The 26639-nt window shown below is 62.6% G+C and carries 22 protein-coding genes and 4 pseudogenes; 10 read left to right on the top strand and 16 right to left on the bottom strand.

Going from position 1 to position 26639, the window contains the following annotated elements:
• Nucleotides 1-3: 3 nt before the first annotated feature.
• A complete protein-coding gene (gene treS / locus ACF8MI_RS12315; protein WP_060499022.1) occupies nt 4-2070 on the bottom strand; it encodes a maltose alpha-D-glucosyltransferase in 2067 nt (688 codons plus the stop codon).
• A gap of 200 nt (nt 2071-2270) precedes the next feature.
• Nucleotides 2271-3188 carry a LysR family transcriptional regulator gene (locus tag ACF8MI_RS12310; protein ID WP_016714094.1) on the bottom strand — a complete coding sequence of 306 codons (918 nt, stop codon included), beginning with the start codon at nt 3186-3188 and terminating at the stop codon, nt 2271-2273.
• A 120-nt stretch (nt 3189-3308) separates the two neighbouring features.
• On the opposite strand from ACF8MI_RS12310, the gene ACF8MI_RS12305 reads away from it, so the two are divergent.
• From ACF8MI_RS12305 to ACF8MI_RS12275, 7 genes and pseudogenes are all read left to right on the top strand, one after another.
• Nucleotides 3309-4067: a 5-oxoprolinase subunit PxpA gene (locus ACF8MI_RS12305; protein ID WP_104834800.1), complete on the top strand. Its 759-nt coding sequence runs from the start codon at nt 3309-3311 to the stop codon at nt 4065-4067.
• An 89-nt stretch (nt 4068-4156) separates the two neighbouring features.
• Nucleotides 4157-5044 carry an allophanate hydrolase subunit 1 gene (locus ACF8MI_RS12300; RefSeq protein WP_200928462.1) on the top strand — a complete coding sequence of 296 codons (888 nt, stop codon included), beginning with the start codon at nt 4157-4159 and terminating at the stop codon, nt 5042-5044.
• On the top strand, nt 5041-6018 hold the full coding sequence (locus tag ACF8MI_RS12295) for a biotin-dependent carboxyltransferase family protein (RefSeq protein ID WP_060499025.1): 978 nt from the start codon (nt 5041-5043) through the stop codon (nt 6016-6018). The genes ACF8MI_RS12300 and ACF8MI_RS12295 overlap by 4 nt, the downstream gene beginning before the upstream one ends.
• Before the next feature lie 197 nt (nt 6019-6215).
• A pseudogene (locus tag ACF8MI_RS12290) lies at nt 6216-6494 on the top strand (DotU family type IV/VI secretion system protein); the annotation flags it as partial.
• Nucleotides 6491-6604, top strand: a pseudogene (locus ACF8MI_RS12285) (hypothetical protein); the annotation flags it as partial. The pseudogenes ACF8MI_RS12290 and ACF8MI_RS12285, both read left to right, overlap by 4 nt.
• Nucleotides 6571-6900 carry a DUF6708 domain-containing protein gene (locus tag ACF8MI_RS12280; RefSeq protein ID WP_200928461.1) on the top strand — a complete coding sequence of 110 codons (330 nt, stop codon included), beginning with the start codon at nt 6571-6573 and terminating at the stop codon, nt 6898-6900. The pseudogene ACF8MI_RS12285 and the gene ACF8MI_RS12280, both read left to right, overlap by 34 nt.
• A pseudogene (locus tag ACF8MI_RS12275) lies at nt 6897-7151 on the top strand (PAAR domain-containing protein); the annotation flags it as partial. The gene ACF8MI_RS12280 and the pseudogene ACF8MI_RS12275, both read left to right, overlap by 4 nt.
• Here the strand turns inward: ACF8MI_RS12275 and ACF8MI_RS12270 are convergent.
• Both ACF8MI_RS12270 and ACF8MI_RS12265 read right to left on the bottom strand, forming a co-directional pair.
• Entirely contained in the window at nt 7106-7993 is an 888-nt protein-coding gene (locus ACF8MI_RS12270) for a TIGR03915 family putative DNA repair protein (RefSeq protein WP_104834799.1), read from the bottom strand. The pseudogene ACF8MI_RS12275 and the gene ACF8MI_RS12270 sit on opposite strands and share 46 nt — an antisense overlap.
• Nucleotides 7984-9204, bottom strand: a complete 1221-nt coding sequence (locus ACF8MI_RS12265; protein WP_060499029.1) for a putative DNA modification/repair radical SAM protein — start codon at nt 9202-9204, stop codon at nt 7984-7986. The genes ACF8MI_RS12270 and ACF8MI_RS12265 overlap by 10 nt, the downstream gene beginning before the upstream one ends.
• Nucleotides 9205-9355: 151 nt before the next feature.
• Here ACF8MI_RS12265 and mqo point away from each other — a divergent pair, with 151 nt between their 5' ends.
• Entirely contained in the window at nt 9356-10921 is a 1566-nt protein-coding gene (mqo, locus tag ACF8MI_RS12260; RefSeq protein WP_200928460.1) for a malate dehydrogenase (quinone), read from the top strand.
• Here the strand turns inward: mqo and ACF8MI_RS12255 are convergent.
• From ACF8MI_RS12255 to ACF8MI_RS12235, 5 genes are read right to left on the bottom strand one after another with little or no spacing between them, the layout of a single operon-like run.
• On the bottom strand, nt 10902-12428 hold the full coding sequence (locus ACF8MI_RS12255) for a glycosyltransferase family 39 protein (protein ID WP_060499031.1): 1527 nt from the start codon (nt 12426-12428) through the stop codon (nt 10902-10904). The two genes, mqo and ACF8MI_RS12255, sit on opposite strands and share 20 nt — an antisense overlap.
• Before the next feature lie 3 nt (nt 12429-12431).
• Entirely contained in the window at nt 12432-12704 is a 273-nt protein-coding gene (locus ACF8MI_RS12250; RefSeq protein ID WP_060499032.1) for a lipid-A-disaccharide synthase N-terminal domain-containing protein, read from the bottom strand.
• On the bottom strand, nt 12701-13444 hold the full coding sequence (locus ACF8MI_RS12245) for a glycosyltransferase family 2 protein (protein ID WP_200928459.1): 744 nt from the start codon (nt 13442-13444) through the stop codon (nt 12701-12703). The genes ACF8MI_RS12250 and ACF8MI_RS12245 overlap by 4 nt, the downstream gene beginning before the upstream one ends.
• Nucleotides 13445-13478: 34 nt before the next feature.
• Nucleotides 13479-14453: an NAD-dependent epimerase/dehydratase family protein gene (locus tag ACF8MI_RS12240; RefSeq protein ID WP_060499034.1), complete on the bottom strand. Its 975-nt coding sequence runs from the start codon at nt 14451-14453 to the stop codon at nt 13479-13481.
• Nucleotides 14441-15778 (bottom strand): UDP-glucose/GDP-mannose dehydrogenase family protein, encoded by a 1338-nt coding sequence (locus tag ACF8MI_RS12235; RefSeq protein ID WP_200928458.1) that lies wholly within the window; start codon nt 15776-15778, stop codon nt 14441-14443. The genes ACF8MI_RS12240 and ACF8MI_RS12235 overlap by 13 nt, the downstream gene beginning before the upstream one ends.
• 419 nt (nt 15779-16197) lie before the next feature.
• On the opposite strand from ACF8MI_RS12235, the pseudogene ACF8MI_RS12230 reads away from it, so the two are divergent.
• A pseudogene (locus ACF8MI_RS12230) lies at nt 16198-16341 on the top strand (SAM-dependent methyltransferase); the annotation flags it as partial.
• A gap of 56 nt (nt 16342-16397) precedes the next feature.
• Here ACF8MI_RS12230 and ACF8MI_RS12225 read toward each other — a convergent pair.
• From ACF8MI_RS12225 to yghU, 4 genes are all read right to left on the bottom strand, one after another.
• Complete coding sequence (locus ACF8MI_RS12225) at nt 16398-17642, bottom strand: saccharopine dehydrogenase family protein (protein ID WP_016394970.1); 1245 nt, start codon at nt 17640-17642, stop codon at nt 16398-16400.
• Between the two features lie 33 nt (nt 17643-17675).
• Complete coding sequence (locus ACF8MI_RS12220; RefSeq protein WP_060499036.1) at nt 17676-18773, bottom strand: carboxynorspermidine decarboxylase; 1098 nt, start codon at nt 18771-18773, stop codon at nt 17676-17678.
• Between the two features lie 261 nt (nt 18774-19034).
• Nucleotides 19035-20738, bottom strand: a complete 1704-nt coding sequence (locus tag ACF8MI_RS12215) for an amidase (protein WP_060499037.1) — start codon at nt 20736-20738, stop codon at nt 19035-19037.
• A 140-nt stretch (nt 20739-20878) separates the two neighbouring features.
• Complete coding sequence (gene yghU, locus ACF8MI_RS12210; RefSeq protein ID WP_200928457.1) at nt 20879-21718, bottom strand: glutathione-dependent disulfide-bond oxidoreductase; 840 nt, start codon at nt 21716-21718, stop codon at nt 20879-20881.
• Nucleotides 21719-21918: 200 nt separating this feature from the next.
• Here yghU and ACF8MI_RS12205 point away from each other — a divergent pair, with 200 nt between their 5' ends.
• Nucleotides 21919-22965, top strand: a complete 1047-nt coding sequence (locus ACF8MI_RS12205; protein WP_060499039.1) for a dienelactone hydrolase — start codon at nt 21919-21921, stop codon at nt 22963-22965.
• On the opposite strand, the gene ACF8MI_RS12200 is transcribed toward ACF8MI_RS12205, so the two are convergent.
• The 3 genes from ACF8MI_RS12200 to ACF8MI_RS12190 all read right to left on the bottom strand — a co-directional run.
• A complete protein-coding gene (locus tag ACF8MI_RS12200) occupies nt 22927-24189 on the bottom strand; it encodes an MFS transporter (RefSeq protein ID WP_325075162.1) in 1263 nt (420 codons plus the stop codon). The two genes, ACF8MI_RS12205 and ACF8MI_RS12200, sit on opposite strands and share 39 nt — an antisense overlap.
• Nucleotides 24190-24366: 177 nt before the next feature.
• Entirely contained in the window at nt 24367-25953 is a 1587-nt protein-coding gene (locus ACF8MI_RS12195) for an ABC-F family ATPase (protein ID WP_016715632.1), read from the bottom strand.
• A 32-nt stretch (nt 25954-25985) separates the two neighbouring features.
• Nucleotides 25986-26639: site-specific integrase (locus tag ACF8MI_RS12190; RefSeq protein ID WP_312827705.1), on the bottom strand; the 654-nt coding region annotated here is incomplete at its 5' end.

Below are 26639 nucleotides of genomic sequence, written 5' to 3'. Positions count from 1 at the left end.
GGTTTACAAATGCCCGCTGCTGTTGACGATCCGCAGGCACAGCGCCTCGTACGGGTCCAGGTTCACCATCAGGCGCCCGTCCTCGGTCAGGTCGCCTTCAACCGTCTCGTTGATCATGTCCACCACCGGCCCCGGCGTGAACCCGGTCAGTTGCAGCTCCTCCGCAATCACGTCCTGGCCAAAGTTCAACGCGCTGATCTGGATACCGCGCCCGGCCGGCAGTTCGTGCACCATCACCAGCAACCCCGGGCTGCTGACTTCAGGCACCAGCACCTGGCGGCTGGTGGCGATGCCATAGGCCTGGCGTACGGCCAGTAGCTTCTTCACCTTGCAGGCAAACGAGTCGCTGTTTTCCAGCTGGCTGTCCAGGCTTCCATACAAGGCGCGTGCACGGGGCATGCCGCGCACCGATTGCTCGGCCTGCGTGTCCAGCCCGGCCAGGTCGTAACCGCCCCGGTGAATCCAGCGGGTGTCGCCATCGAGCATGCGCTCGGCCACCGCGTCGGCGGGCAAGGGCAGGGCACCGACCAGGTCCCAGCCGGACAGCGCGACCACCCCCGGCTGCATGGCGTTGTACATGACCAGCAGCAGGTGCACCTTCTGGATCTGTTCGATTTCTGCCGCGCCGATCTGCTCCAGATCGCGCAGGCCCAATGCTGCGGCAATCAGGCTGGCCGTGGTGCAGGCGATGCCGTTGGTGACGAAGCGCAGGTTGTACGGCGCATGCTCGCCCGATAGCCGCTCGTAAATCTCTTCACGGATGTGTTCGCGCAGGATGCTGCCGGGTAGCGTCTGGCCTTTGAACAGGTACATGTCATGGGCGTGCAGGGTCCAGAAGTGCACCAGTTCCACGGTCAGCTCGTCATGGTTTTGCAGGGCATGGATCAGCGAAGCCGGGTCGATGCCGAAGGCGTGCATTTCCTTGAGCATCAGGCGCAGAAATGCGGTGTCACCGGTCAGCAGTGCATGCTGGTAGGCCGGCCGGGTAACGAAATCGTAGGACAGGTCGGCGCCGCCTTTGGACATCTGTGCGATGTCGTCCAGCGTGAGGTTAAGCTCCTGAAAGCTGAAGCCGCCGGCTTTGCGGATCATGCCGCCGATCAGCTGATTGCCCACAATCGACAGCGGGTGGCTTTCCGACCAGGCGGTATCGCTGGCCCGTGTTTCCACGCCGAGAAAGCCGTTGGCGTCCAGACGCAGGCCTCGGGCGCCCAGGCAGTCCAAGGCGTGCAGGGCATCGCCAATGATCATTTGCTGGGCGGCGAAGGTCGGGTCCAGCCAGTTCAGAGACGGTTGGCCTTCCTTGAAATAGTGCAGGTATACCCAGCGCCGCGTCTTGCCGTCGACACCGGTAACCGGCGGTGTAGCGCTCCAGTCGGTTTCCTTCACACCCGGCTCGAAGAAGATGACACGTTGCAGCTGGCCGACGATGTAATGGCGGGCCTTGAGCTCGTCGCATTGGGCCGGCAGCAGGTTGACCGCGTCACGGCCGGCGGGCACCTCCGGCAACAGCGGCCAGTCTTCCTCGCGGATTTCGACCATGTGGTACAGCCCCGGGTAGGGCCCGTGTGCCAGTTCTGCCAAGCGGAAGTCAGCACCCTTGCCGGTGTGTGAGGGGATCAGGTCGTCGATGGTCACGGCGTTGTGCGCCGCGGCCATGCGGCTCATCTGGATCAGTTCCTGTTCACTGCCGTACAGCGGGTCGATGTCGAAGCTGATGCGGTCGAAGTTGCCGTCCACGCTGGGGGTGAGTTCGCGACCGCGAATCCCGCCTGACAACTTGATCGGGCCGGTGTGCAGGCCCTGGATGCCGATATCCGACAAGCGCTTCCACAGCGCTTCGTGGGCCAGGGCGCCGAGCACCGAGCAGCCTGGCGGGGCGATGATGGCGTCGGGGTACACCGTCAGCCAGACCGAGGCGATTTCTGTGGCGCGGCGTGGCTGGGCTTCGGCGTACGGCTGCTGCCACAACCGGGACTGGCCTGAATACAGGCTGGCGCGCGCTTGGGAGGCCTTGAGCATGGCGCGGTCTTCGAGCCATTTGACGTATGACGGGTCGGGCTGGGTCATTTCGCGTCCTCTTTGCGTGTCGGCACCGGCTCAGGTTATGACGGCATAGGTGGCTGATCGTTCGGCTGGGAGTTGTGATGGCTTGCGAATCGGCATTCGGGCCGCTTTGCGCAAACATTTCAGCGAATCCTGATGGGTGGCCTCGCGGCTGCACAGGCGATGACCACACGAGGTATCCGGAGGCCGCTACAGCCACACGATCACCGCCGCGCCGACAACTGCTGCGGCGCCAGAAATGCATCATGAAAGTAGTTACGCACGGCCTGCATCGCCGGGCTGAACGCCCGCTCCCGGTGCCAGGCCAACCCCACGCTCATCGGCGTAACCGGGTCGCTGATGGTCACTGTCTCGATGCGTTTGCCCTCCAGCGACCAGGGCCGGTGTACCAGGTCTGACAGGATCGCCACGCCACTGCCATTGGCAACCATGCTGCGTACCGCTTCCACCGAACTGGTCCGCACCCGCACGCTCGGCCTTTGCCCGGCGTGTTCCCAGTAGCGCATGGCGCTTTGCTCGGCTTCGTCCACTGTCAGCAGAATGAACGGCTCACAGGCCACGTCGGCCAGGCTCACCGACGAGCGCTCGCACAGCGGATGGTGACCGGGCAGCCATAGCCGGCGCTCGGAGTTGAACAGCGTCTCCGAAACGATATCGGGGTGGGTGAGGTTGGCGGTGAGCACTACCGCCATGTCGAAACGCCCCTCCAGCAAGCCTTGCTCGATGGCGCTGCGCTCTTGCTCGTACAGCTCCAGGGTCACGTCCGGGTGCCAGTGTTCCAGGCGCTGCAGGTGGTGGGGCAGGAAGTAGCCGATCACGGTGTAGCTTGCCGCCAGGCGCAGCAGGCCGCTTGCACGCACGTTCGGCAGCGGGCTGTTCAACGCGTCATCGACACTTCGCAGTATCACATAGGCGCGGTTCAGAAAGTGCCGGCCCGCTTCGGTCAGGTTCATGCCCTGAGCCGAGCGCTGGAACAGCAGCACGCCAAGCATGGCTTCCAGTTCCTTGATGGCCGTGGTTACCGCCGACTGGGAGATATTCAGGTGGATCGCTGCCTGGGAAATCTGGCCGATCTCGGCGGTTGCGACAAAATAGCGGACCTGGCGCAGTGTCAGTGACACGGTTGGCTCCTGTGGTATCTGATTTTCCGAAGACACCCCATCTGTTTATAGATCTTCCCAAGGGGGTGTGGAGACTCTAACGTGGCTTGCATGCAGTCACAAGCGCCAGGAGAAACAGTCATGCAGGTGGTGGATTTCAACTCGGACATGGGTGAGGGGTTTGGCCCGTGGACCATTGGCGATGGCGTCGACATCGAGCTGATGGGCCATATCAGCACCGCGAACATCGCCACGGGCTTCCATGCCGGCGACCCCGGTACCATGCGCCGTACTGTAGAGCGGGCCAAGGCGTTGGGCGTTGCGGTGGGCGCCCACCCGGGTTTCCGAGACCTGGTGGGCTTTGGCCGCCGGCATATCAACGCCCCGGCCCAGGAGCTGGTCGACGACATGCTTTACCAGCTGGGTGCACTGCGAGAAATTGCCCGTGCACAAGGTGTGCGCCTGCAGCACATCAAGCCGCACGGTGCGCTGTACATGCACCTGGCGCGTGACGAAGAAGCCGCGCGCCTGTTGGTGGAAAACCTGCGGGTGATCGAGCCGGGGCTGTTGCTGTACTGCATGCCGGGCTCGGTGATCTGTCGTATTGCCCAGGAACTTGGCCAACCGGTGGTCCGCGAGTTCTACGCCGACCGCGAGTACGACCTGAGCGGCTCTATCGTCTTCACCCGCAATGTGCGTGGTTATGACCCCACAGTGGTTGCAGAGCGGGTACTGCGTGCTTGCCAGCAAGGCGTGGTACGTACGGTCGAAGGCCAGGACCTGGCCATCGCGTTCGATTCCATTTGCCTGCACAGCGATACTCCCGGCGCGCTCGACCTGGTAGAAGCCACGCGCAAGGCGCTGGACGCAGCCGGTATCGTGGTGCGTGCGCCACGTTGAGCCCATGAGGCATCCGGCAGGCACAAGCCGGAGCCCGTATAGGTTGTTTTCGCCTGCCTTTCTATAAAGATTCCAAAAAAGGAACAGTCATGGCCGAATCGCTTGCTACAACCCCGATCCGCTACAGCTTCGGCGCAGACGAGCACCTGTTTGCCGAAGTCAGCGACAGCATGTCGCTGGAATCCTTCTTCAAGGGCATGGCCGTCACTCGCGCCGTGGAGCGGCTGGCCCTGGAGGGCGTGCTGGACGTGTGCCTGGCCAACGCCTCGTTCCAGATCCGCTTCGACCCGGACCGTATCGCCCCCGATGCACTGCTTGAAGCCGTGCGCGGTGCCGAAGCGCAGGCCGTGGCCGAGCGTTCGTTGCAGACGCGAATCATCGAGATCCCGGTGCTGTACAACGATCCCTGGACCCATGAAACCCTGATGCGCTTTCGTGACCGTCATCAAGACCCGGCCAGCACTGACCTGGAGTACGCGGCACGTATCAATGGCCTGGCCGATGTCGAGGCATTCATCGCCGCGCACAGCGGCGCGCCATGGTTCGTGTCGATGGTCGGCTTCGTTGCCGGCCTGCCCTTCATGTTCCAGATGGTCGAGCGCGAACGGCAGTTGCAGGTGCCCAAGTACCTGCGCCCGCGTACCGACACACCCAAGCTCACCCTGGGCCATGGCGGCTGTTTCGGCTGCATCTACTCGGTGCGCGGAGCAGGGGGCTACCAGATGTTCGGCGTTACCCCGGCACCGATCTACGACCCGCAGCAAACCTTGAACTACCTGAAAGCGCATATGGTGTTCTTCCGTCCGGGTGACATCGTGCAATTCAAACCCATCGACCGCCGTGCCTATGACCAGGCCGTGGCGGATGTTGAAGAAGGCCGCTTCGACCTGCGCATTCGCCCGGTCGATTTTTCCCTGGACGCCTTCCTCGCCGACCCGGTCGGCTACCCCAAATCGCTGCAGGAGGTATTGGCATGATCAAGGTCCTCAAACCGGGCTTGGCGACGTCTGTGCAGGACTTGGGCCGCGAAGGCTACTACCACCTGGGTATCCCACCGTCAGGCGCCCTCGACCAGTACGCCCTGCATGCGGCCAACCACCTGGTGGGCAACCCGGCCGGCGCTGCAGGCCTGGAGTGCGCGCTGGTGGGGCCGGAGCTGGAGTTCCAGCAGGACACACTGGTGGCCGTGTGCGGTGCGCAGATGCCTGCGTTGCTCGACGGTCGTGAGCAGCGCCCGGACACGGCGTTTGCCGTACGTGCCGGGCAGGTGTTGCGTTTCGGCTTTCCCACCGCAGGCGCACGGGCTTACCTGGCGGTGGCCGGCGGCATCGATGTGCCCGAGGTACTGGGTAGCCGTTCCACCTACGCGTTGGGAGCGTTGGGCGGCTTCCAGGGGCGCAAACTGATAGCGGGCGACCTGCTGCCGGTCGGCATGCCCAGCGGCAAGACCCGCGCGGGTGCAAGCCTGCCCATGGCCCTGCGCCAGGCCTTGGGCGGCGAGGTGGTGTTGCGTGTGGTGCCGGGGCTGTACTTTCACCGTCTTACCGAAGCTGCAGCGCAAAGCTTCTTCACCGAAGCCTGGACCGTCGGCTCCGAAGCCGACCGTATCGGCTATCGCTACAAAGGCGGCAGTGCCTTGAGCTTTCAGCCACGGGAACAGCCGTTCGGTGCGGGGTCGGATCCGTCGAACATCGTCGACAGCTGCTACCCGATCGGCTCGATCCAGGTGCCGGCAGGGTTGGAGCCGATCATCCTGCACCGCGATGCTGTGTCGGGTGGCGGCTACGCCATGATCGGAACAGTGATCAGCGCCGACCTGGACCTGATCGGCCAGATGCAGCCCAACCAGCAGGCACGGTTCCTGGCGGTAAGCCTGGACCAGGCGCTGGAGGCACGGCGTTCGTACAAGAAGAAGCTGGCTTGCCTAACCAGGCTCTTCGGAAATGTTTAGCAACTAGACGAAGAGAAGGATCCTACAACCGTTTAGGAAGCCCCAGACTCCTTGAAGAATTGATTCCCCGATAGTGTGCCTGTCTTCAGCCTGCTGGAAGACAAGGACCACTTCATGCCGGCCCACTCCATATTCCTCCGGTAAAACCCGAGGGCGCCTCCGATGCCCGCGATGTAACCGAAAATACGCTGCACGGGATGCTCGATGGCCCGCAGGAGACCGGCTCGCCTTACCCGGCCGACGAGGGAAGGCGAGCCGATCACCCGGATTACGAAGGCTACCCCGCGGACCCGGACTTCCAACTGCGCGGCGGCTTCGAGAACCTGATGCTCGACGCTGCCACCCCGCTGTTCGGCCTGGCCATTCGCCTGAACACACTGGATGACCTGCCCAACATCGCCTACGTGCACAAGACCGTGCAGAATCAGGTCCGCAACATCCGCGAAGAAATCCGGCAGCACGGCTACTCCGTAGCTTGCAAGAGGAAGCCGCAGCTGCCCAGCAAGGCACACGCTACAAGCAGGACGCCGTGCTGGTCCCCGGCAGAACCGAATGGCGGCCGGCCCCGTTGCCCCGGCCGCGCATCGCCACGGCGGCCTGATTGAAAACGTCATGCTCTCAGTCCGTAACCCTGAGACTGACGAAGTCATTGACCGTGTCTTCTTCACGCATACCCTGCATCAGGGCGAAGCCTACTGGGCCATCGCCCGTCTGTTCATGCAACAAGGCCCCAAAGCCTTGCCAAAATTCGTGCACCCTCCCCGCGACTGGAACGATGACGATGGCCTCAGCCACATGCATTGCCTTGCCCCAAAGGTTGAGTGGCCAGCAGACATTGACCGTGAATCCCGTACAGCACCGTCTGAAGGAGAAACCCAATGAACCCGGTTGTACTTGTAGGCCACCGACATGAATGCCCGCTGCATGGTGTCAATCAGGTAGAGAGCGGAAGTGCTACCTATACCTTCAACGGCAGGGCAGTTGCGAGGGTAGGTGACCGCACCACGTGTGGTGCGGTTATCGAGAGTGGGGCAGAGCATTTCCTGATCGAAGGCGCGGCGGTGGCGCGCAAAGGCGACCGAACGGATCATGGGGGTGTGCTGGATGAGGGCGATGTCGGGTGGTTGCTGGAGGACCGTGTGGGTTTGCTGATCTGTTTGCCGGCCTGGGAAGCCACTTCAAGGGCCTGGCCGTCCCGTTGCTTGCCTTGGCGGGCAAGGCCTTCAAGCTGCGGTATCAGCATGCCTTCCGGCAAATGCCGCCAGAACCGCCCGGGCATGTGCAGGCGCAAGGCGTCCGGGTTGAGGCGAGCAGGGTTGAAGGTATGGCGGTAATAGGTGCGCCACAGTTCGGCGCCAGGGTCGTCGGCATTGCGTGCCCATTGCTGCCAATACTCAGGGCAATGGCGTTGGTAATCGAAATCCCGGCCGTCGAAGCGAATGCCATCCCGTGGCGTGGCGATCAACCAGCGTAAACGCCCCAGACGGTCGGCAAAGTGAGGGCTGGCACTTTCCAGAACGTCATGCGCCGGTTCGTGATAGGCCACCAGATCAAGTTGCAGGCGATCAGCCAACGCCTCTGGCAGCGGTACGAAGCGCACAAAGGCATGCAGGTGATGCGCCTCCCGGGTGACTTGCTTGATACGCCGTTGCAACTCACTGCCCAACCGGTCACCTGCCAGCATGGCCGTGCGGTCGCCATGGGCAACACGCCAGAGCACTTCATACAGCAGGTTCCAGCGCTGTTCGCCACGATAACGGGCAGCCTGCTCCAACTGGCTCAGCAGCACGGCTGGGACTTTGGCACGAAAGGGGCCTGGGCCTTCCGGGGGCGCTGCCGGTACTGCCAGCAGGTCGGCCATCGGGCCTTGCGACCAGGTAACCTCGGCGGGGTCGATGCCATGCCCCAGCAACACCCGGGCCTGATCCCGCCAGGTGGCGAACTGGTCGTCACAATCGAGCGCGATCATCCCCACAACCCCATCTGCACGGGCGCCTGCGGCTCACGCAAACGTGCCCTTAGCAGGCCGCTGCGCAACTCGGCCTGGGCCGGGCGATAATCGCTGGTGACGATGAACGGCCGTGCCTTGTCCAGTACGCAGCGCAGCTGAATGAGGTCGTCATAGCGAATGCGCCGCTCTCGGCGCAGTGCGACCAGGCGCTGTACGCTACGCAGGCCAATGCCGGGAATACGCGCCAGCAGCGCGGGCTCGGCGCGGTTCACGTCCAGCGGGAATACCTCCCGGTTGGCCAGCGCCCAGGCCAGCTTGGGGTCGATGTCCAGCGCCAGGTTGCCGCTCTGGCCCAGCAGTTCACCCGCCTTGTAGCCATAGCCACGCAGCAGGAAGTCAGCCTGGTACAGGCGGTGCTCGCGCAGTAGCGGCGGGGCAGCCAAGGGCACGCTGCCGGGGCTGTCGGGGATCGGGCTGAACGCAGAGTAATACACGCGCTTGAGGCCGTAGCCTTGATACAGCGACTCGGCATTGCGCAGCAGGGTGCTGTCGTCGGTGCTGTCGGCACCGACGATCACTTGGGTGCTTTGCCCGGCAGGGGTGAAGCGCGGGGCCTTGGGTTCGTTGGCCACGGCTTGTTGGCCCAGGTGAATCACGCCCATTGCCTGGCGGATGGTATGCGCCTGTTTTTCCGGTGCCAGGCGCTTGAGGCTGGCGTCGGTGGGCAGCTCGATGTTGACACTGAGTCGGTCGGCCAGGCGGCCGGCTTCTTCGATCAGCAGAGGGTCGGCATCCGGGATGGTCTTGAGGTGAATGTAACCGCGGAAGTTGTGTTCTTCGCGCAGCAACCGGGCTACGCGGATCAGTTGCTCCATGGTGTAGTCCGCCGAGCGGATAATGCCGGAGCTAAGGAACAGGCCACTGATGCAGTTTCGCCGGTAGAAGTCCAGCGTCAGGCGGACCACCTCTTCGGGCGTAAAGCGCGCGCGAGGTACGTTGCTGGAGCGGCGGTTGACGCAGTACTGGCAGTCGTACAGGCAAAAGTTGGTCAATAGCACCTTGAGCAGCGACACGCAGCGGCCGTCGGGGGTGTAGCTGTGGCAGATGCCCAGGCCGTTGGTGGCGCCCAGGCCGTCACCGCCGCGTGAATTACGCTTGGGCGCGCCGCTGCTGGCGCAGGACGCGTCGTACTTGGCGGCGTCGGCGAGGATGCCGAGTTTGGCGATGAGCTGCATGTGACTGACTCGCAATACTGAATATTCATACAGTATTTTGAGAATTGGTGAATTGCAAGAGGCACGAAGCTTCGCATTGAACATAACCGAGTAAATCCGTCAGCTAAGCTTGTGCTGGACTAACGGACAGCAACGAGGCACGGGAGAGGTTATGAAGATCACCATCAAGCCGGAACTGGCGCTGGCCGGGCTGGCGCTGGCATTGAGCATGCTCAATGCGCAGGCAGCGGAAACCAGAAAGGTGGATGTGATGCTGGTGGGCGGCGGCATCATGAGTTCTACGCTGGCCGTCTGGCTCAATGAGCTGGAGCCAGGCTGGTCGATGGAGATGGTCGAACGCCTGGACAAGGTGGCCGAAGAAAGCTCCAACGGCTGGAACAACGCCGGCACCGGCCACTCGGCCCTGGCTGAACTCAACTACACGCCGGAAAAAGACGGCAAGATCGACATCAGCAAAGCCGTGGAGATCAACGAGTCGTTCCAGGTCACCCGCCAGTTCCTGGCCTGGCAGGTGAAGCAGGGCGTATTGAAGAACCCGCATTCCTTCATCAATACCACGCCGCACATGAGCTTCGTGTGGGGGGACGACAACATCCGCTTCCTGAAAAGGCGCTATGAGGCGCTGCAGGCCAGCCCGTTGTTCAAGCCCATGCAGTATTCCGAAGACCACGAGCAGATCCGCAAATGGGTGCCGTTGATGATGGAGGGGCGCGACCCCAACCAGAAGCTGGCCGTGACCTGGACGCCGATTGGTACCGACGTCAACTTTGGCGAGATCACCCGGCAGTACGTGGGCTATCTGCAGACCCGGCCTAACTTTGACCTCAAGCTGTCGAGCGAGGTGCAGGAAATCACCCGTAACGATGACGGCTCCTGGCACGTCGAGTACAAGAACCTGAAAGATGGCAGCAAGTCGGCTACCGACGCCAAGTTCCTGTTCATTGGTGCCGGTGGTGCGGCGTTGCCACTGCTGCAGAAGTCGGGCATCGAGGAAGCCAAGGACTATGCCGGCTTCCCGGTCGGTGGCTCGTTCCTGGTCACCGACAACCCGGCCATCGCCCAGCGCCACATGGCCAAGGCCTACGGCATTGCCGCGACCGGTGCCCCGCCAATGTCGGTGCCGCACCTGGACACCCGGGTGCTCGATGGCAAGCGCATGATCCTGTTCGGGCCGTTCGCCACGTTCTCGACCAAGTTCCTCAAACAGGGCTCGCTGCTCGACCTGCTTGCCAGTACCAGTGTGCACAACGCCTGGCCGATGGTGCGGGTGGGCGTACGCGAGTTTGACCTGGTGCAGTACCTGATCGGCCAGGTGCTGCAATCCGACAATGACCGCTTCGAAGCGCTGCGCACCTACTTCCCCGAGGCGAAGAAGGAAGACTGGCGGCTGTGGCAGGCCGGCCAGCGGGTGCAGATCATCAAGAAAGACGACGCATTGGGTGGCGTGCTCAAGCTCGGTACCGAGGTGGTGACATCCAAGGACGGCACTATCGCCGGCTTGCTGGGGGCTTCGCCGGGTGCCTCGACCGCACCACCCATCATGCTCGATGTGCTAAACAAGGTGTTCAAGGACAAGGTGGCAACGCCGCAATGGCAGGCCAAGATCAAGGAGATCATCCCGTCCTATGGCGTTCGCCTGAATGACCACCCGGACCAGGTACAGAAGGAATGGGCATACACCAATGAGGTGCTGCAGCTCAATCCGCCTGCGCCTTAGCCCATGTGAAACGGTAGATGTGGTTGGGCGCTGCGCTTTGGCATTGGCCGTTGTCGGCATCGGCGCCCACCACATACCATTCGGCGCGCGAGGTCTGGCCCAGCTTGCGGGCCTTGCTGGCACTGAAGCAGCGGCCCAGTTCGGTGGCTGGAATCAGGGCGAAAGCGGCAGGGTTCTGGCGTAGCCAGTAGGCCGCCGTATCCGCGTTGGATTGGCCGGTGAAGCCGAAATGCACAATCGGTTGCCGGGCAAACAGCCAATGCCCCTCGCGCCAGCTTACCAACACCAGCTCAGCGCCACCGGTGGCGCGTTTCGCCTCGCTCATCAGCGTTTCATGCGGGTTGCGACCCTCCTTTAGCGGCTCGACAAAGCCACGTGCAAACCACAGGGCAAACCACACCAAGGCCACGGCAGTGAATACGCTGCGCCATCCCGGTCGGCGTTGAAACCAGTGTTTGAGTAACCATGGCACCAGTGGTGCGATGGCCAGCACCAGGCCTGGCAGCGCGGGGAAGATATACAGCTTGCGCTTGCCGCTGCTGAGGCTGAAAAAAAGCAGCACCAGCGCCACCCAGCCAAGCAACAGCAGAAAGCGCCCATCGCGCTTCTGCAATTGCCGGCGCCAGGCGGGCACCAGCCAAGGCAGGGCGAGGATCAGTGGCAGCCAGTATTTGGGAATGACTTTGACGAAGAAGTACCAGAATGGCTCGCGATGGTCCCAGGCGTTGGCATAGCGGCTTGCGGTCTGGCGTAGCAAAATCTCCTTGAGGTACGCCAGCTCCGCCGCGCCACCGCCATGGGCGATCGACACCAACAGGGGCAGCAGCCACACCGCGCAACCGGCCAGCAACCACAGCAGCCCCAGGCTCCAGCGCCAGCTCTGGCCAGGCATGGCGACTACACCGTGCCAGTGTCGGCGTATCGCCCAGGCATAGGGAAGCAACATCAGCGCGGGGATAAAGCCCACGCCCTTGCTGATAATGCCCAGCCCCATGGCCGCACAGGCCAGGTAGAACCAGCCCCAGGCTGGGCCCAGCAGCAGGTGGCGCACCATGCCGTAAAAGCCCAGTGCCACCCACAGGCACAGGAAACTGTCGATCTGCCCCGTACGCAGGATGCTGTAGCTCTGGTAGGTGGCCAGGAACAGCAAGGCGGCGATTACACCGATACGCCGGTTCCACAGGCGCCGCCCCAGGTCATGCAGCACCCAGGTGATGGTCGCCGCCGACAGTAGGCCTGGCAGGTAGAGGGCTATCCTGGGCGAGCCGGTCAGTTGGCTGAACAGGGCCACGGTCCACATGAACAGCGGCGGCTTGTCGCCATAAATTTCCGCTGCCCGGTGGGGGATGAACCAGTTGCCGCTCTGCAGCATTTCCAGGGCGACGCCGAGAAAGCGCTCTTCGTCCACATTCATTGGCTGGCGCCAGCCAATACCGGCGCCCACCAACAACACCGCGAGGGCAATCAGGGCCAGGCGTTCGGCCCCAAGTGTCTTGAACCTGGGCAAGGGCTATTCCTTCTGTTCCTGATGGCGGGCGATGAGTTGCAGGTTGCGCAGGTAAACCAGGAAGCCGAAGCTCTGGCCGATGATGAATACCGGGTCCTGGCGGTAAATGGCGTAGGTCAGCAGCAGCGCGCTGCCGAGCATGCTCAGGTACCAGAAACCTACCGGGATGACACTGCGGCGCTTGAACTCGCTGTACAGCCACTGCAGCACGAAGCGCCCGGTGAAAACGGCCTGGCCGGTGAAGCCGATGATCAGCCACAGGGTTTCGCGGGTCATCCTTCGAGCTCCTGGGGGCGCGTGTCTAGACGGGTTCGGCGGATCAGCCACCACACCCCGAACAGGTCGAGTATGCCGACCAGGGCGCGGTCCAGGTTGCCGTACTTGGACACCCCGGCGTGACGTGGTCGGTGGTTGACCGGGTGCACCAGCATGCGGCCGTTATGGCGCAGGATCAGCGCCGGGATAAAGCGGTGCATGTGGTCGAAGTAGGGCAGGCGCAGGAAGGCTGCACGCTCTATCAGTTTCAGCCCGCAGCCGGTGTCGAGCGTGGCGTCCTTGAGCATGCGGCTGCGCAGGCCGTTGGCGAAGCGCGATGCCCAGCGCTTGCTGGCGCTGTCACGGCGGTTGATCCGGTGCCCGGCCACCAGCTTCACACCACCGGCCAGATCTTGATTGGCGCGTACCAGGGCGAGCATGCCCGGGATGTCTGCCGGGTCGTTCTGGCCGTCGCCATCGAGGGTGGCCAGCCATTGGCCGCGGGCAGCCTGCGCGGCATGCCACAGCGAGGTGCTCTGGCCCAGCGAGCGGTCGTGGCGCAGGATGCGCAGTTGCGTGTAACCCTGGCTTTTCAGGTGTTGCAGCACGCTCAGGGTGTGGTCGCTGCTGCCATCGTCAACCACCAGCACTTCATAGTGTTCTGTCGCCAGCGCGCTGCGAATTTCCATCAGCAGTGACGGCAGGTTGTCGACCTCGTTCCTGGCAGGTATGAGCACCGAGAGGTCAAGTGGATCTGTCATGAGGCTACCTGTGATCGTGTTGTGATTGTGTGGCTCAAACCCGGTAGAACTCCCGGTACCAGCCCACGAAAGCGTTTACGCCGTGTTCCAGCGACGTGCCCGGAGTGAAGTCGATCCAGCGCGCCAGTGAGTCCACATCGGCCCACGTCTCCAGCACGTCACCCGCTTGCAGCGGCAGGTAGTCGCGCTGCGCCTTGATGCCCAAGGCGTCTTCCAGGCATTCGATAAAATGCAGCAGCCGCACGGGTTGGCCACGGCCGATGTTGAACAGCTGGCAGGGCGGTTGCCCTTCGCCAGGCTGTGGTGGCCTCAGGCGCAGGCGCAGGACGCTTTCGACGATGTCGTCGATGTAGGTGAAGTCGCGTCCCATCAGGCCGTTGTTGTTAACCTCGATCGGGCGGCCTTCGAGCATGGCGCGGGTGAATTTGAACAGCGCCATGTCAGGCCGGCCCCAAGGGCCATACACCGTGAAAAAGCGCAGGCCTGTGGTCGGTAGCCGGTACAGGTGCGCATAGCTGTGCGCCATCAGTTCGTTGGCGCGCTTGCTGGCGGCATAGAGCGACACAGGTTGCTCGACCGGGTCATCGACACTGAACGGCAGCTTGGCATTGGCGCCGTACACCGAACTGCTGGAGGCGTAGATCAGGTGGCGTGGCGGTTGTTGGCGGCAGGCTTCGAGGATATTGAGGAAACCGACCAGATTGGCCTGGCCGTATGCGCCGGGGTTTTCCAGTGAGTAGCGCACCCCGGCCTGGGCCGCCAGGTGGATCACTTCACTGAATGCCTGCCCGTTGAACAGCTGCTGCAGGTCGGCAGCATTGGCAAGGTCGAGGGTCTGGAAGTGGAAATTGGCAAAGCCGAACAGCTGCCGCAGGCGCGCCAGTTTCAGCTCGACGCTGTAGTAGGCATTGAGGTTGTCGATGCCGACCACGTCGATACCCGTCTCGCACAAGCGCTGCGCGACGTGGAAGCCGATAAAGCCGGCGACGCCGGTGATCAGTACGGGCATGCTGGCTGCACCTGGCCACGGCCGATGCCGTAGTACGTCAGGCCTGCGGTGGCCATGTGTTCGGGCTCGAACAGGTTACGCCCGTCGAACACCACCCGGTCGGCCAGCAACTGCGGCACTTTGTCCAGGTTGAGCACGCGGTAGTCTTGCCATTCGGTGACGATGACCAACGCGTCGGCCCCCTCCAAAGCATCGTCCTTGCAGGGCACCAGTTGCAGGTCGGCACGCGGGCCATAGTGCCGCTGGATCTCCTCCATCGCTTGCGGGTCGTGGGCCTGCACCCTTGCGCCAGCGGCCCACAATGCTTCCAGCAGGACCCGGCTGGAAGCCTCGCGGATGTCGTTGGTGTTGGGTTTGAACGACAACCCCCACAAGGCGAATACCTTGCCCTGCAGGCCACCGGGATAATGCCGCTGGATCTTGCTGAACAGCCGGCCCTTTTGATGTTCGTTGACCGACTCTACCGCGCGCAGCAACTGGGGTTCGAACCCTTCAGCCTCGGCGCTGCGGCGCAGGGCTTGCAGGTCCTTGGGGAAGCATGAGCCGCCGAAGCCGCAACCGGCGTAGATGAAGTTGTAGCCGATGCGCGGGTCGGAGCCGATGCCACGGCGCACCATCTCGATGTCGGCCCCCAGGTGCTCGGCCAGGTTGGCGATTTCGTTGATGAACGAGATCTTGGTCGCCAGCATGCAGTTGGCCGCGTACTTGGTCAGTTCGGCACTGCGCGCATCCATGATCATCAGTTTTTCGCGGTTGCGGCTGAACGGCAGGTACAGCTCGCGCAGCAGCTCTACCTCAGTTGGCTCCGCACCGCCGATGATGATGCGCTCCGGGCGCATGCAGTCGTCCACGGCAGAGCCTTCTTTGAGAAACTCCGGGTTGCTGATGACCTGGAAGCGCCCGGGTTCGGCGCCGGCCTGGGCAATACGCGACTTGATGCGGTGCACCGTGCCGACCGGCGCGGTGGATTTGTTGACGATAACCTTGGGGCCATCGGCATGTTCAAGGATGCTGTCGACCACGGCAAACACGTGCTTCAGGTCGGCGCTGCCATCCGCTTGTGGCGGGGTGCCGACGGCGATGAATTGCAACTTGGCGTATTGGGTTGCTTTCCCGGCATCGGTGGTAAAGCGCAAGCGACCGCAGGCCAGGTTTTTCTCCAGCATTGGCGCAAGGCCCGGCTCGAAGATAGGGCAATGGCCTTCATTGAGGATGGCAACCCGTTCGGCGTCGACGTCCATGCACAACACGGAGTGCCCCACCTGCGCCAGGCACACTGCCTGGGTGAGGCCGACATAGCCGGTACCGAAAACCGTGACCTTCATTGTTCAGCTCCTTGATAAGAAAGCTGAAAAAAAATGTCACATCGTTGTTTAGGATTTGTTACCTGCTGGGGCTACGCCTCAAAGAATAGTGGCCGGTGTGTAGGTCATGGCCGCGACAGTACTACTTCGTGAGATAGGTTCAGGAAGCTTTTTTCCGTTTGATCGGGCGGCCCGCGTAGGTAGAGCTGTCGATCTTGGCGAACGCTCCGAGTGCTTCTTCGTTGCTGTATTCGGTGAGCCAGATTCATTCAACCGACCACCGCCTCCCCGGAGCGGATGTCCCTCGCTGGCGATGGCCTTCTTGCAGAGGAGGGCAGGCCATGGCCTTGGCGCTGCAGTGATCGCGGTATTGTTCCATGGCAAGGACAAGCTGGTCGCGGCCATGCGCGGCGATGGCGGGCACGCCTACTGTGCATTACTCGTTGTCGCAGGAAGTGGGCTTGGGGCTGGGCGCGCAGGCCGGGGAGGCGCGGTTGCGGGCGGTGTTCGAAGAGGCGGGGTTCAGCCGGTTCCGGCGGGCGACGCAGACGCCGTTCAACCTGATTCTGGAGGCCCGGAAGTAGAAAGCTTGCCTTGAAAAGCAGAAGGGGCGCCATGTGGCGCCCCTTCTGTTTGCTGCTTAGGCTTCAGCGTCCCAAGGACGATCGCCTTTTTCATCTTTCACCCGGGTCGGCAGGCCCATCACGTCCAGCGCCTTGAGGAACGGCTCGGCTGGCAGCTCCTCGACGTTGACCATGCGCTTGGCATCCCACTCGCCACGGGCTACCAGCAGGGCGGCAGCCACTGGCGGTACGCCGGCAGTGTAGGAAATACCCTGGCTGTCGGTTTCGGCGTAGGCCTCTTCGTGGTCAGCCACGTTGTAGATGAACACTTCGCGCGGCTGGCCATCCTTGGTGCCTTTGACCAGGTCACCGATGCAGGTCTTGCCGGTGTAGCCTGGGGCCAGCGAGGCTGGGTCCGGCAGCACGGCCTTGACCACTTTCAGCGGTACCACTTCCAGGCCTTCGGCGGTTTTCACAGGTTGCTCGCTGAGCAGGCCCAGGTTTTTCAGCACGGTGAACACGTTGATGTAGTGCTCGCCGAAGCTCATCCAGAAACGCACGTTCGGCACGTTGAGGTTCTTCGAAATCGAGTGAACTTCATCGTGACCTGTCAGGTACAGGTTTTGCGAACCTACCACCGGCAGGTCGTCAGTACGCTTGACCTCGAACATGGTATTGCTGGTCCACTGGCTGTTCTGCCAGCTCCACACTTGCCCGGTAAATTCGCGGAAGTTGATTTCCGGGTCGAAGTTGGTGGCGAAGTACTTGCCATGCGAACCGGCATTGACGTCGAGAATGTCGATCGAATCAATGCTGTCGAAGTATTGCTGCTGCGCCAGCTTGGCGTAGCTGTTCACCACACCCGGGTCGAAACCGACACCAAGAATGGCAGTGATGTTCTTTTGTTGGCACTCTTCGAGGTGTTTCCACTCGTAGTTGCCGTACCACGGCGGGGTTTCGCAGATCTTGCCCGGCTCTTCGTGGATGGCGGTGTCCAGGTAGGCGACACCGGTATCGATGCAGGCGCGCAGCACCGACATGTTGAGGAAGGCGGACCCCACGTTGATCACGATCTGCGATTCGGTTTCGCGGATCAGTGCCTTGGTTGCCTCGACATCGAGGGCGTTGAGCGAGAAGGCCTGGATGTCGGCGGGTACCTTGAGGCTACCCTTGGCCTTGACGCTGTCGATGATGGCCTGGCATTTGGAGATGTTCCGTGACGCGATAGCGATACGACCCAGTTCGTCGTTATGCTGCGCGCACTTGTGGGCCACCACCTTGGCGACACCTCCTGCACCAATGATAAGAACGTTCTTCTTCAATTTACCCTTTGCTCCTTACTTGAGTAGCCAGTCTTACGACAGGCTGGAAACGTAGTCTTCGAAACCGAACTCGCGGACGACTTCGACGCTGCCGTCGAGCTGCTTGACCACGATGGAAGGCATTTTCAGACCGTTGAACCAGTTTTTCTTGACCATGGTGTAACCCGCTGTGTCGACGAACGACAGGCGATCACCAATGGCCAACGGACGATCGAATTGGTACTCGCCGAAGATGTCACCGGCCAGGCACGACTTGCCGCAGACCATGTAGGTGTGCTCGCCGTCATTCGGGGCCATCTTGGCATTGAGGCGGTAGATCAGCAGGTCGAGCAGGTGCGCTTCGATCGAGCTGTCGACCACGGCCAGGTGCTTGCCGTTGTACAGGGTGTCGAGCACGGTCACTTCCAGCGAGGCACTGTTGGTGATGGCCGCTTCGCCCGGCTCCAGGTATACCTGCACGCCGTATTTCTCCGAGAAGGCCTTGAGGCGCGCGCAGAAGGCGTCTACCGCATAGTCTTCACCGGTGAAGTGGATGCCGCCACCCAGGCTGACCCACTCGACCTTGTGCAGCAGGTGGCCGAAGCGCTCTTCGATGTGCGTGAGCATCTTGTCGAACAGGCCGAAGTCGCCGTTCTCGCAGTTGTTGTGGAACATGAAGCCGGAGATCTGCTCGATCACCTGTTCGATCTTGGCCGGGTCCCATTCGCCCAGGCGGCTGAACGGGCGGGCCGGGTCGGCCAGCAGGTAGTCGGAGCTGCTGACTTGCGGGTTGACGCGCAGGCCACGCACCTTGCCTTCGGACTGTTCGGCAAAGCGCTGCAGCTGGCCGATCGAGTTGAAGATGATCTTGTCGCAGTTCTCCAGCATTTCCTCGACCTCATCGTCGGCCCAGGCCACGCTGTAGGCGTGGGTTTCGCCGGCGAACTTCTGGCGGCCGAGCTTGAGCTCGAAGAGGGAGGACGAGGTGGTGCCGTCCATGTACTGCTGCATCAGGTCGAACACCGACCAGGTGGCGAAGCACTTGAGGGCAAGCAGCGCCTTGGCACCGGAGTGTTTACGCACGTAGGCGATCTTCTCCATGTTGCTGAGCAGCTTGGTTTTGTCGATGAGGTAATACGGCGTCTTGATCATTTAAAGGCCCCCGGCCAGGCCGGCCAAAAAAAGGACACGCATTGTGCCTTCACTTGCCGCAGACCGAAAGGGTGCGATACGCATTTCGTCAGGGTTGACGCCGTTGCGAGGGCATTTTTCCGGTTGCAGCGGGCTTAGTAGATCAGGTGCATGTGACTATCGTAATCTCCACCCACAGGTATTGCTGCGCATTCAAGGGCGCTGCAATACCGGTGGGGGCCGTTTTTGCGCAAATGGGCCGCAACGCGGCACCGGTGAAACTCAGCCCAGGGCTGGGGTGCGTGGCGGGATCATGCGGCGCGAGCCGGTCGCCTCGAAGGCTGCACCAAAGCTCAACAGCGCATTGTCGCTGTAAGCCCGCCCGGCAAAGGTCAGCCCCACCGGCATGCCGATGTCGGCCATCACGCCCATCGGCACGGTAACGGTTGGCACGCCCAGGTGACGGATCGCCAGGTTGCCGTTGGCCACCCAGATACCGTTGCTCCAGGCGATGTCGGCCGAGGCCGGGTTAACGTCGGCATCCGCCGGCCCCACGTCGGCAACGGTCGGGAACAGCACCGCGTCCAGGCCCAGATTGTCCATCCAGTCCTCCAGGTCCAGCTTGCGGGTTTTTTCCAGGCCACGCAGACCGTCAGGCAGGGTTTCGATCTGGTCCCAGGTCTTCAGACCACGCTTGGCCATGTTGACGTATTCGTCCATGCCGGCAGCCAGGTCGTCTTCACGGTTGGGCAGGGTGCCCGGGTCGTGCGGGAAGATCTGTGGGCCATCGACATCGGCCAGGCGGTTGAGCTTGGGGTCACCGTTGGCACGCAGGAAGTCGTCAAAGGCCCAGCCGGACAATTCCCACAGTTCGTCGTGCAGGAATTCCTTGCTGACAATGCCACGGTTGTAGACAGTCGGTGCGCCCGGGCGGTCGCCTTCGCAGTTGGACACCAGCGGGAAGTCCACTTCCAGCACTTCGGCACCGGCCGCTTCCAGGGCCTGGCGCGCCTGCTGCCACAAGTCGATCACCGTGGCGCGGGTGTTGATGCGCTGGCCGGTCGGGCCGCCGATACCCGGCTTTTCGGAGGTGCCAGCTTCGGCATCCGCATTGATGTACATGCGCGGCACACCAAAGCGCTTGCCTTTGAGGGCACCGGCATCCACGGCCAGGTCCAGGTAAGACGCAGGGCGCACCGTTGAGGCAGCCGGAATCGGCACCCAAGGCTGCAAGCGCCACAGGTCGCCGCGCTTGTCAGCGTCATCGGCTACCACCACATCGAGGATTTCCAGCAAGTCGGCCATGGTGCGGGCGTAAGGCACCACCACGTCCATTGTCGGTGTCAGCGGCCAGTTGCCACGCACCGAAATCACCCCGCGCGATGGGGTATAGGCGCACAAACCGTTGTTGGACGCCGGGCCACGGCCGCTGGACCAGGTTTCTTCAGCCAGGCCGAAGGCGCTGAAGCTGGCGGCGGTGGCGGTGCCGGCACCGTTGGACGAGCCCGAGGCGAACGGCGCGGTCAGGTAGTTGGCGTTGTACGGGCTTTCGGCGCGGCCATACACGCCGCGCTGCATACCACCGTTGGCCATGGGCGGCATGTTGGTCTTGCCCAGGCACACGGCACCGGCGGCGCGCAGGCGCTCGATGGTGAAGGCATCACGTTGGGCGACCAGGTCCTTGAAGGCAGGGCTGCCGGAAGCAGCGGTCAGGCCTTTGACCAGGTAGCTGTCCTTGGCGGTGTAGGGGATGCCGTCCAGCGGGCTCAGCACCTGGCCCTGTGCGCGGCGGGCATCGGAGGCCTCGGCTTCTTTCAGCGCCTCAGGGTTGCGCACCACCACGGCGTTCAGGGCCGTGGCGGTGTTGGCGCCATCGTAGGCGTCGATACGCGCCAGGTAGGCCTTGACCAGCTCGACCGCCGTCGTGCGGCCCGACTCGAGTGCGTCGCGCAGCTCGGCAATGGAAACCTCGGTTACCTCGATCATGCGTTCACCAAAAAAATGTGCAGGTGGGGGCTAATGCGAGGAGTGTACAAGAAGGGCTTGACGGACGCAGGTTTGCGCGGGGGCAAATGGTTTTATGCAGGCGAGCATTGTTGGGGTCGCGTAGCGACCCCGACTAGCCCTCAATCCAGGTCCGCCGCGCAATGCCGCTCAGGCACCTGGCTGTCTTCATCTCCCCAGGTCCGGTTCACCCGGGTACCTCGCTGCACAGCCGGGCGCTGGGCAATTTCCTCGGCCCAGCGGTGCACGTTCGGGTATTCGTCAACCGCCAGGAACTCCGCCGCGCCATACAGGTTGCCGCGCACCAACTGGCCATACCATGGCCACACGGCGATATCGGCAATGCTGTACTCATCGCCGCCCAGGTAGCGGCTTTCGGCCAGGCGGCGGTCGAGTACATCCAGCTGACGCTTGGCTTCCATGGTGAAGCGGTTGATGGCGTACTCGTATTTCTCTGGCGCATACACGTAGAAGTGGCCAAAGCCACCGCCCAGGTAAGGCGCTGCGCCCATCTGCCAGAACAGCCAGTTCAGGCTTTCGGTGCGTGCAGCCGGCGATTTCGGCAGTGGGGCACCGAACTTGTCCGCCAGATACAGCAAGATCGACCCCGATTCGAACACCCGCACAGGTGGTTCGACACTTCGGTCAAGCAGGGCAGGGATCTTCGAGTTGGGGTTTACCTGTACGAAGCCACTGGAGAACTGGTCGCCCTCGCCGATGCGGATCAGCCAGGCATCGTACTCGGCGCCGCGATGGCCCAAAGCAAGCAGCTCTTCAAGGGCAACGGTGACCTTGACGCCATTGGGCGTGGCCAGGGAATACAGCTGCAGCGGATGTTTGCCCTGCGGCAGGTCCTTGTCGTGCGTCGGGCCTGCAACCGGGCGGTTGATGCTGGCGAACTGGCCGCCGGATGCTGCGTCGTTGCGCCAGACCTTGGGTGGCACATAGGCGGGCTTGCTCATGCATGAATCTCCTTCAATGGCGCGAAACGGTCACGTAAAGACGTGGACCTCCATCTATGCCACGGGTTCGACGCCATGCGCAAATGCATAGGGCGCGCACGCCACATGCATGACGACGGTTTCATCCAGTTTTCATGCGGTGCCGGCCAGGCCGGCTCTATGCTGTGCTATCACTTCGCCCTGCAAGGAACCGCCGGCCGATGACCCTTCCACGCTGCATGTTGGCACTGGCGCTGCTCGGCGGCCTGTTGGCCCACGCCGAGGCTGCGCCATGGGTGGCCGGCCTGCACCACATGACACTGGCCGACCCGGTCGATAACCGGCCGATGCAAGCACTGGCTTTTTACCCGGCCGTTGGTTCAACCCATCGCAGCCGTATAGACGGCTACCCGGTCGAGGTGGCTGAAGAGGCACCCGTTGCCATGGGCCAGTTCCCGTTACTGGTGTTGTCCCACGGCAACACCGGCAGTCCGTTGGCCTTGCATTACCTGGCCACGTCCCTGGCGCGCCAGGGGTTCGTGGTGGTAGCGGTCGTGCACCCGGGGGACAACGTCCGCGACCACAGTCGCCTGGGTACCTTGAGCAATCTTTATGGCCGGCCACTGCAAGTCAGCGCTGCCATCGGTGCTGCCCGTGACGATGCATTGCTCGGGCCTTACCTGAATGAAGGCAAGGTCGGTGTGATCGGCTATTCGGCCGGCGGCGAAACCGCGTTGATACTGTCTGGTGCGCGCCCCGATCTGGACCGCCTGCGGCAGTACTGCCTGGAACGCCCGAACGACGCCGACGCCTGCAAAACCCACGGGATTCTGATTGCCGACCGCAGCGAGCTGGCGCCGCAGGCAGACCAGCGGGTGGGGGCGGTGATGCTGATGGCCCCGTTAAGCTTGCTGTTCGGGCGCCATGCCCTGGCTGGGGTGCAGGTACCCGCCCTCATCTATAGCGGAGACAGCGATCAACTGGTGGCCGTGGACCGCAACGCCAAAGCATTGGCCCGCAAACTGCCGGTTACGCCGGATTACCGCCTGCTGGCCGGCGCTGGCCACTTTGTGTTCATGGCCCATTGCGACGCCGAGCAATACACGCGAATGCCCGTACTGTGCAAAGATGCCGAGGGCGTGGACCGCCGCCATATTCATCATTCGCTAGAGCGCGAAACGGCGGCGTTCTTCAGCCAGGCGCTGGGTGCACCGCAACCGGGCGAGCGCTCAGCCGAGGCGGGCGCGCCGCGACAGCAACAGCGTTAGGCCCACCCCGGCCAAGGCCAGCAGGGCCGCCACGCAGAAGATCGAGGCATAGCCGAAGTGCACGGCCACTGCGCCCATTACCGGCCCGGCGATGGCCAGGGCCATGTCAAAGAACACCGCATAGGCGCCTAGCCCCGCGCCACGGCTGCTGCTGGGGACCTGCTTGATTGCCTCGACGCCCAGCGCCGGGTACACCAACGACAGCCCGAAACCGGTAAGCCCTGCGCCGACCAGCGCCCAGGCCGGGGAAGGTGCCAGCCATAGTAAGCTCAGGCCAAGCACTTCGGTGGCCATGCAGGCGACCGCCACGTTGTAGCCACCAAAGCGGTTGACGGCATTGACGAACAGCAGCCGCGAAAGGATGAAGCACACACCAAACGCACTCAGGCACCACGCAGCGCCGGCCCAGCCGCGCTCCAGGTAGTACAGGGTGACGAAGGTGGTCAGGGTGCCATAGCCGATCGAGGCGAGGGTCAGGCCCAGGCCACACGGGGCGACACGGCCGAACGCGTACCAGAAGGGCAGGCGCTCGCCGCGCACCACCACCACGTCAGGACGTTTGCGCAGCACCAGCAGGGCAGCCACGGCCAGCACCAGCAAGGCGGGCCCCAGTACGCTGAAGTTCAGCACGTCCACGGCCAGTACGCCCAAGGGGGCGCCTATCGCGATAGCACCGTACGAGGCGATCCCGTTCCACGAGATCACCCTGGCGGTGTGTTCGGGGCCGACCTGGCTGATGCCCCAGCTCAAGGTGGCTACACCAATCAACCCCTGGGCGATGCCCAGCAGCAAACGGCCTGCGAGCAGCAACGCGAGGCTCAGCAGTGGCAGTGTCAGGGTCCAGGCCGACAGCAGGGTCAACACTCCGCAGCCGGCAATCCCCAGCAGGCCGAAGCGTGTGGCCTGCTTGCCCCCAAGCGTATCGGCAACGCGCCCGGCAAACGGGCGGCTGAGCAAGGTGGCCAGGTATTGCAGGCCTATGGTCACCCCGGCGATCACCGCGCCGAAACCCAGCTGGTCATGCACATAGCTGGGCAGTACCGCAATCGGCAAGCCGATGCAGAGGAAGGCAATGAAGGTGTAGAAAACGATCGACAGGATCTGCAGGGTGATGTGCAGGGTATTGCGGGTGGGGGCGGGTTGTTGCGCGGTCATGGGCTCTTTCGCGGGCGGGCGGTTGGGCGTGGGTCCATGATGGCTGCTACAGGAAGGAAATGAAAGCAGGCTAACGAATTATTCGTCGGGGAATGCCAGCCTGAGGGACTGGCGGTGGATGCTTCGCGGGCTCGCCCGCTCCCACAGCTACCGCACAGTACTCAAGGCCTGCGCATTACCTGTGGGAGCGGGCATGCCCGCGAAGAGGCCGGCTCAGCCATACCTATGGCCATGCCGCCCCATCAATCAGACCAGCACACCCTGGCTACGCAGGTAGTCGTCATAGGTACCGCTGAAGTCCACTACGCCATCGGCCGACAGCTCGATGATCCGCGTGGCCAGCGACGATACGAACTCGCGGTCGTGGCTGACGAACAGCAGGGTGCCCGGGTAGTTTTCCAGCGCCAGGTTCAGCGCTTCGATCGACTCCATGTCCAGGTGGTTGGTCGGCTCGTCCATCACCAGTACGTTCGGCTTCTGCAGGATCAGCTTGCCGAACAGCATGCGGCCTTGCTCACCACCGGAAATCACCTTCACCGACTTGAGAATCTCGTCGTTGGAGAACAGCATGCGCCCCAGGGTGCCGCGGATCACCTGCTCGCCAGAGGTCCACTGGCCCATCCAGTCGAACAGGGTCATGTCGTCTTCGAAGTCGTGGGCGTGGTCCTGGGCGTAGTAGCCCACTTCGGCGCTGTCGGTCCACTTGACCGAACCTGCATCCGGGGTCATCTCGCCGACCAGGGTGCGCAGCAGCGTGGTCTTGCCAATACCGTTGGGGCCGATGATGGCAACGCGCTCGCCCGCTTCGACGGTGATGTCGAAGTTCTTGAACAACACCTTGTCGTCGAAGGCTTTGGCCATTTTTTCGACGACCACGGCCTGGCGGTGCAGTTTCTTGGTCTGCTCGAAACGAATGAACGGGCTGACACGGCTGGACGGCTTGACCTCGGCCAGCTGGATCTTGTCGATCTGCTTGGCGCGCGAAGTCGCCTGCTTGGCCTTCGAGGCGTTGGCCGAGAAGCGGCTGACGAAGGTCTGCAGCTCGGCGATCTGGGCTTTCTTCTTGGCGTTGTCCGACAGCAGTTGCTCACGCGACTGGGTGGCTGCGGTCATGTACTCGTCATAGTTGCCTGGGAACAGGCGCAGTTCGCCGTAATCCAGGTCAGCCATGTGGGTGCAGACGCTGTTGAGGAAGTGTCGGTCGTGGGAAATGATGATCATGGTGCTGTTACGCGCCGTGAGGATCGTTTCCAGCCAGCGGATGGTGTTGATGTCCAGGTGGTTGGTCGGTTCGTCGAGCAGCAGCACGTCCGGGTCCGAGAACAGCGCCTGGGCCAGCAGTACACGCAGCTTCCAGCCCGGTGCCACTTCGCTCATCGGGCCGAAGTGTTGCTCCAGTGGAATACCCAGGCCCAGCAGCAGTTCACCGGCGCGGGATTCGGCGGTGTAGCCATCCATTTCGGCGAATTCGGTTTCCAGCTCGGCGACGGCCATGCCGTCTTCCTCGGTCATTTCCGGCAGCGAGTAGATGCGGTCGCGCTCGGCCTTGACCTTCCACAGTTGACCGTGGCCCATGATCACCGTATCGATCACGGTGAATTCCTCGTAGGCGAACTGGTCCTGGCGCAGTTTGCCCAGGCGGGTGTTCGGCTCGAGCATGACCTGGCCCCCGGATGGTTCAAGGTCACCGCCGAGGATCTTCATGAAGGTCGACTTGCCGCAACCGTTGGCGCCGATCAGGCCGTAGCGGTTGCCGTTGTTGAATTTGACGGAAACGTTTTCGAACAGCGGCTTGGAGCCGAACTGCATGGTGATGTTAGCTGTGGAGATCAAGTGCTTGTCCTGCGGGGGTTCCAGAGGTGTATTTAGGCCTTCGTGTCAGTTTTGGGCCAATTTTGGGCCATTTCGACTCGGGGCGGCAGCTTCTCCAGCTCCCTCCAGTCCGAGGAGGAGCTGATCCATTTCGCGTAGGTAGAAAGCAACATCTCAACGCTGTGGCCAAGCTGGTTCGCTATGAACGCAGGGTTCATTCCAGACATTAGGCACATGGTTGCGTAGGTGTGGCGGGTGTCGTACTGACGGCGTTCACGGATGTTCAGCGCCTTGAGCGCTGATTTGAAGTGGCGGATTGTAACACTTGGCTCGTTGATCCACAGCCCACCTTTGCTCGGTTGGAACACAAAAGCGCTTACAGGGTGGGCCGATTTGGATGCCATGCGTCGAAGTGTCGCCATCCGCTGGGCCTGGTTGATGGCGTTCAGCGCGCGCTCGTTGAGCAACACCACCCGGTGATACTTGGTCTTCGTGCGCTCCTCGGGCGCCCGATTGACGATGATCCGGCGAATCGTTGCTGATCGCTGATCCAAGTCGACATCCTCCCACTTCAGGCCCATGGCTTCACCAGGCCGGACACCGGTGAAGAAGCAGAACTCGAAGAACGCAGCGTAGATCTGGCAGTATTTCTGAAGAGTCGCGTAGAGGTGCGAGATAATCATCTCTGCCTCCGACCTGGTGTAAGG

The organism is Pseudomonas sp. yb_9 (assembly GCF_043103635.1).
GTDB lineage: Bacteria > Pseudomonadota > Gammaproteobacteria > Pseudomonadales > Pseudomonadaceae > Aquipseudomonas > Aquipseudomonas monteilii.
Note: the sequence above shows the minus strand (reverse complement) of the source record. Positions and strands in the feature narration are given on the sequence as shown.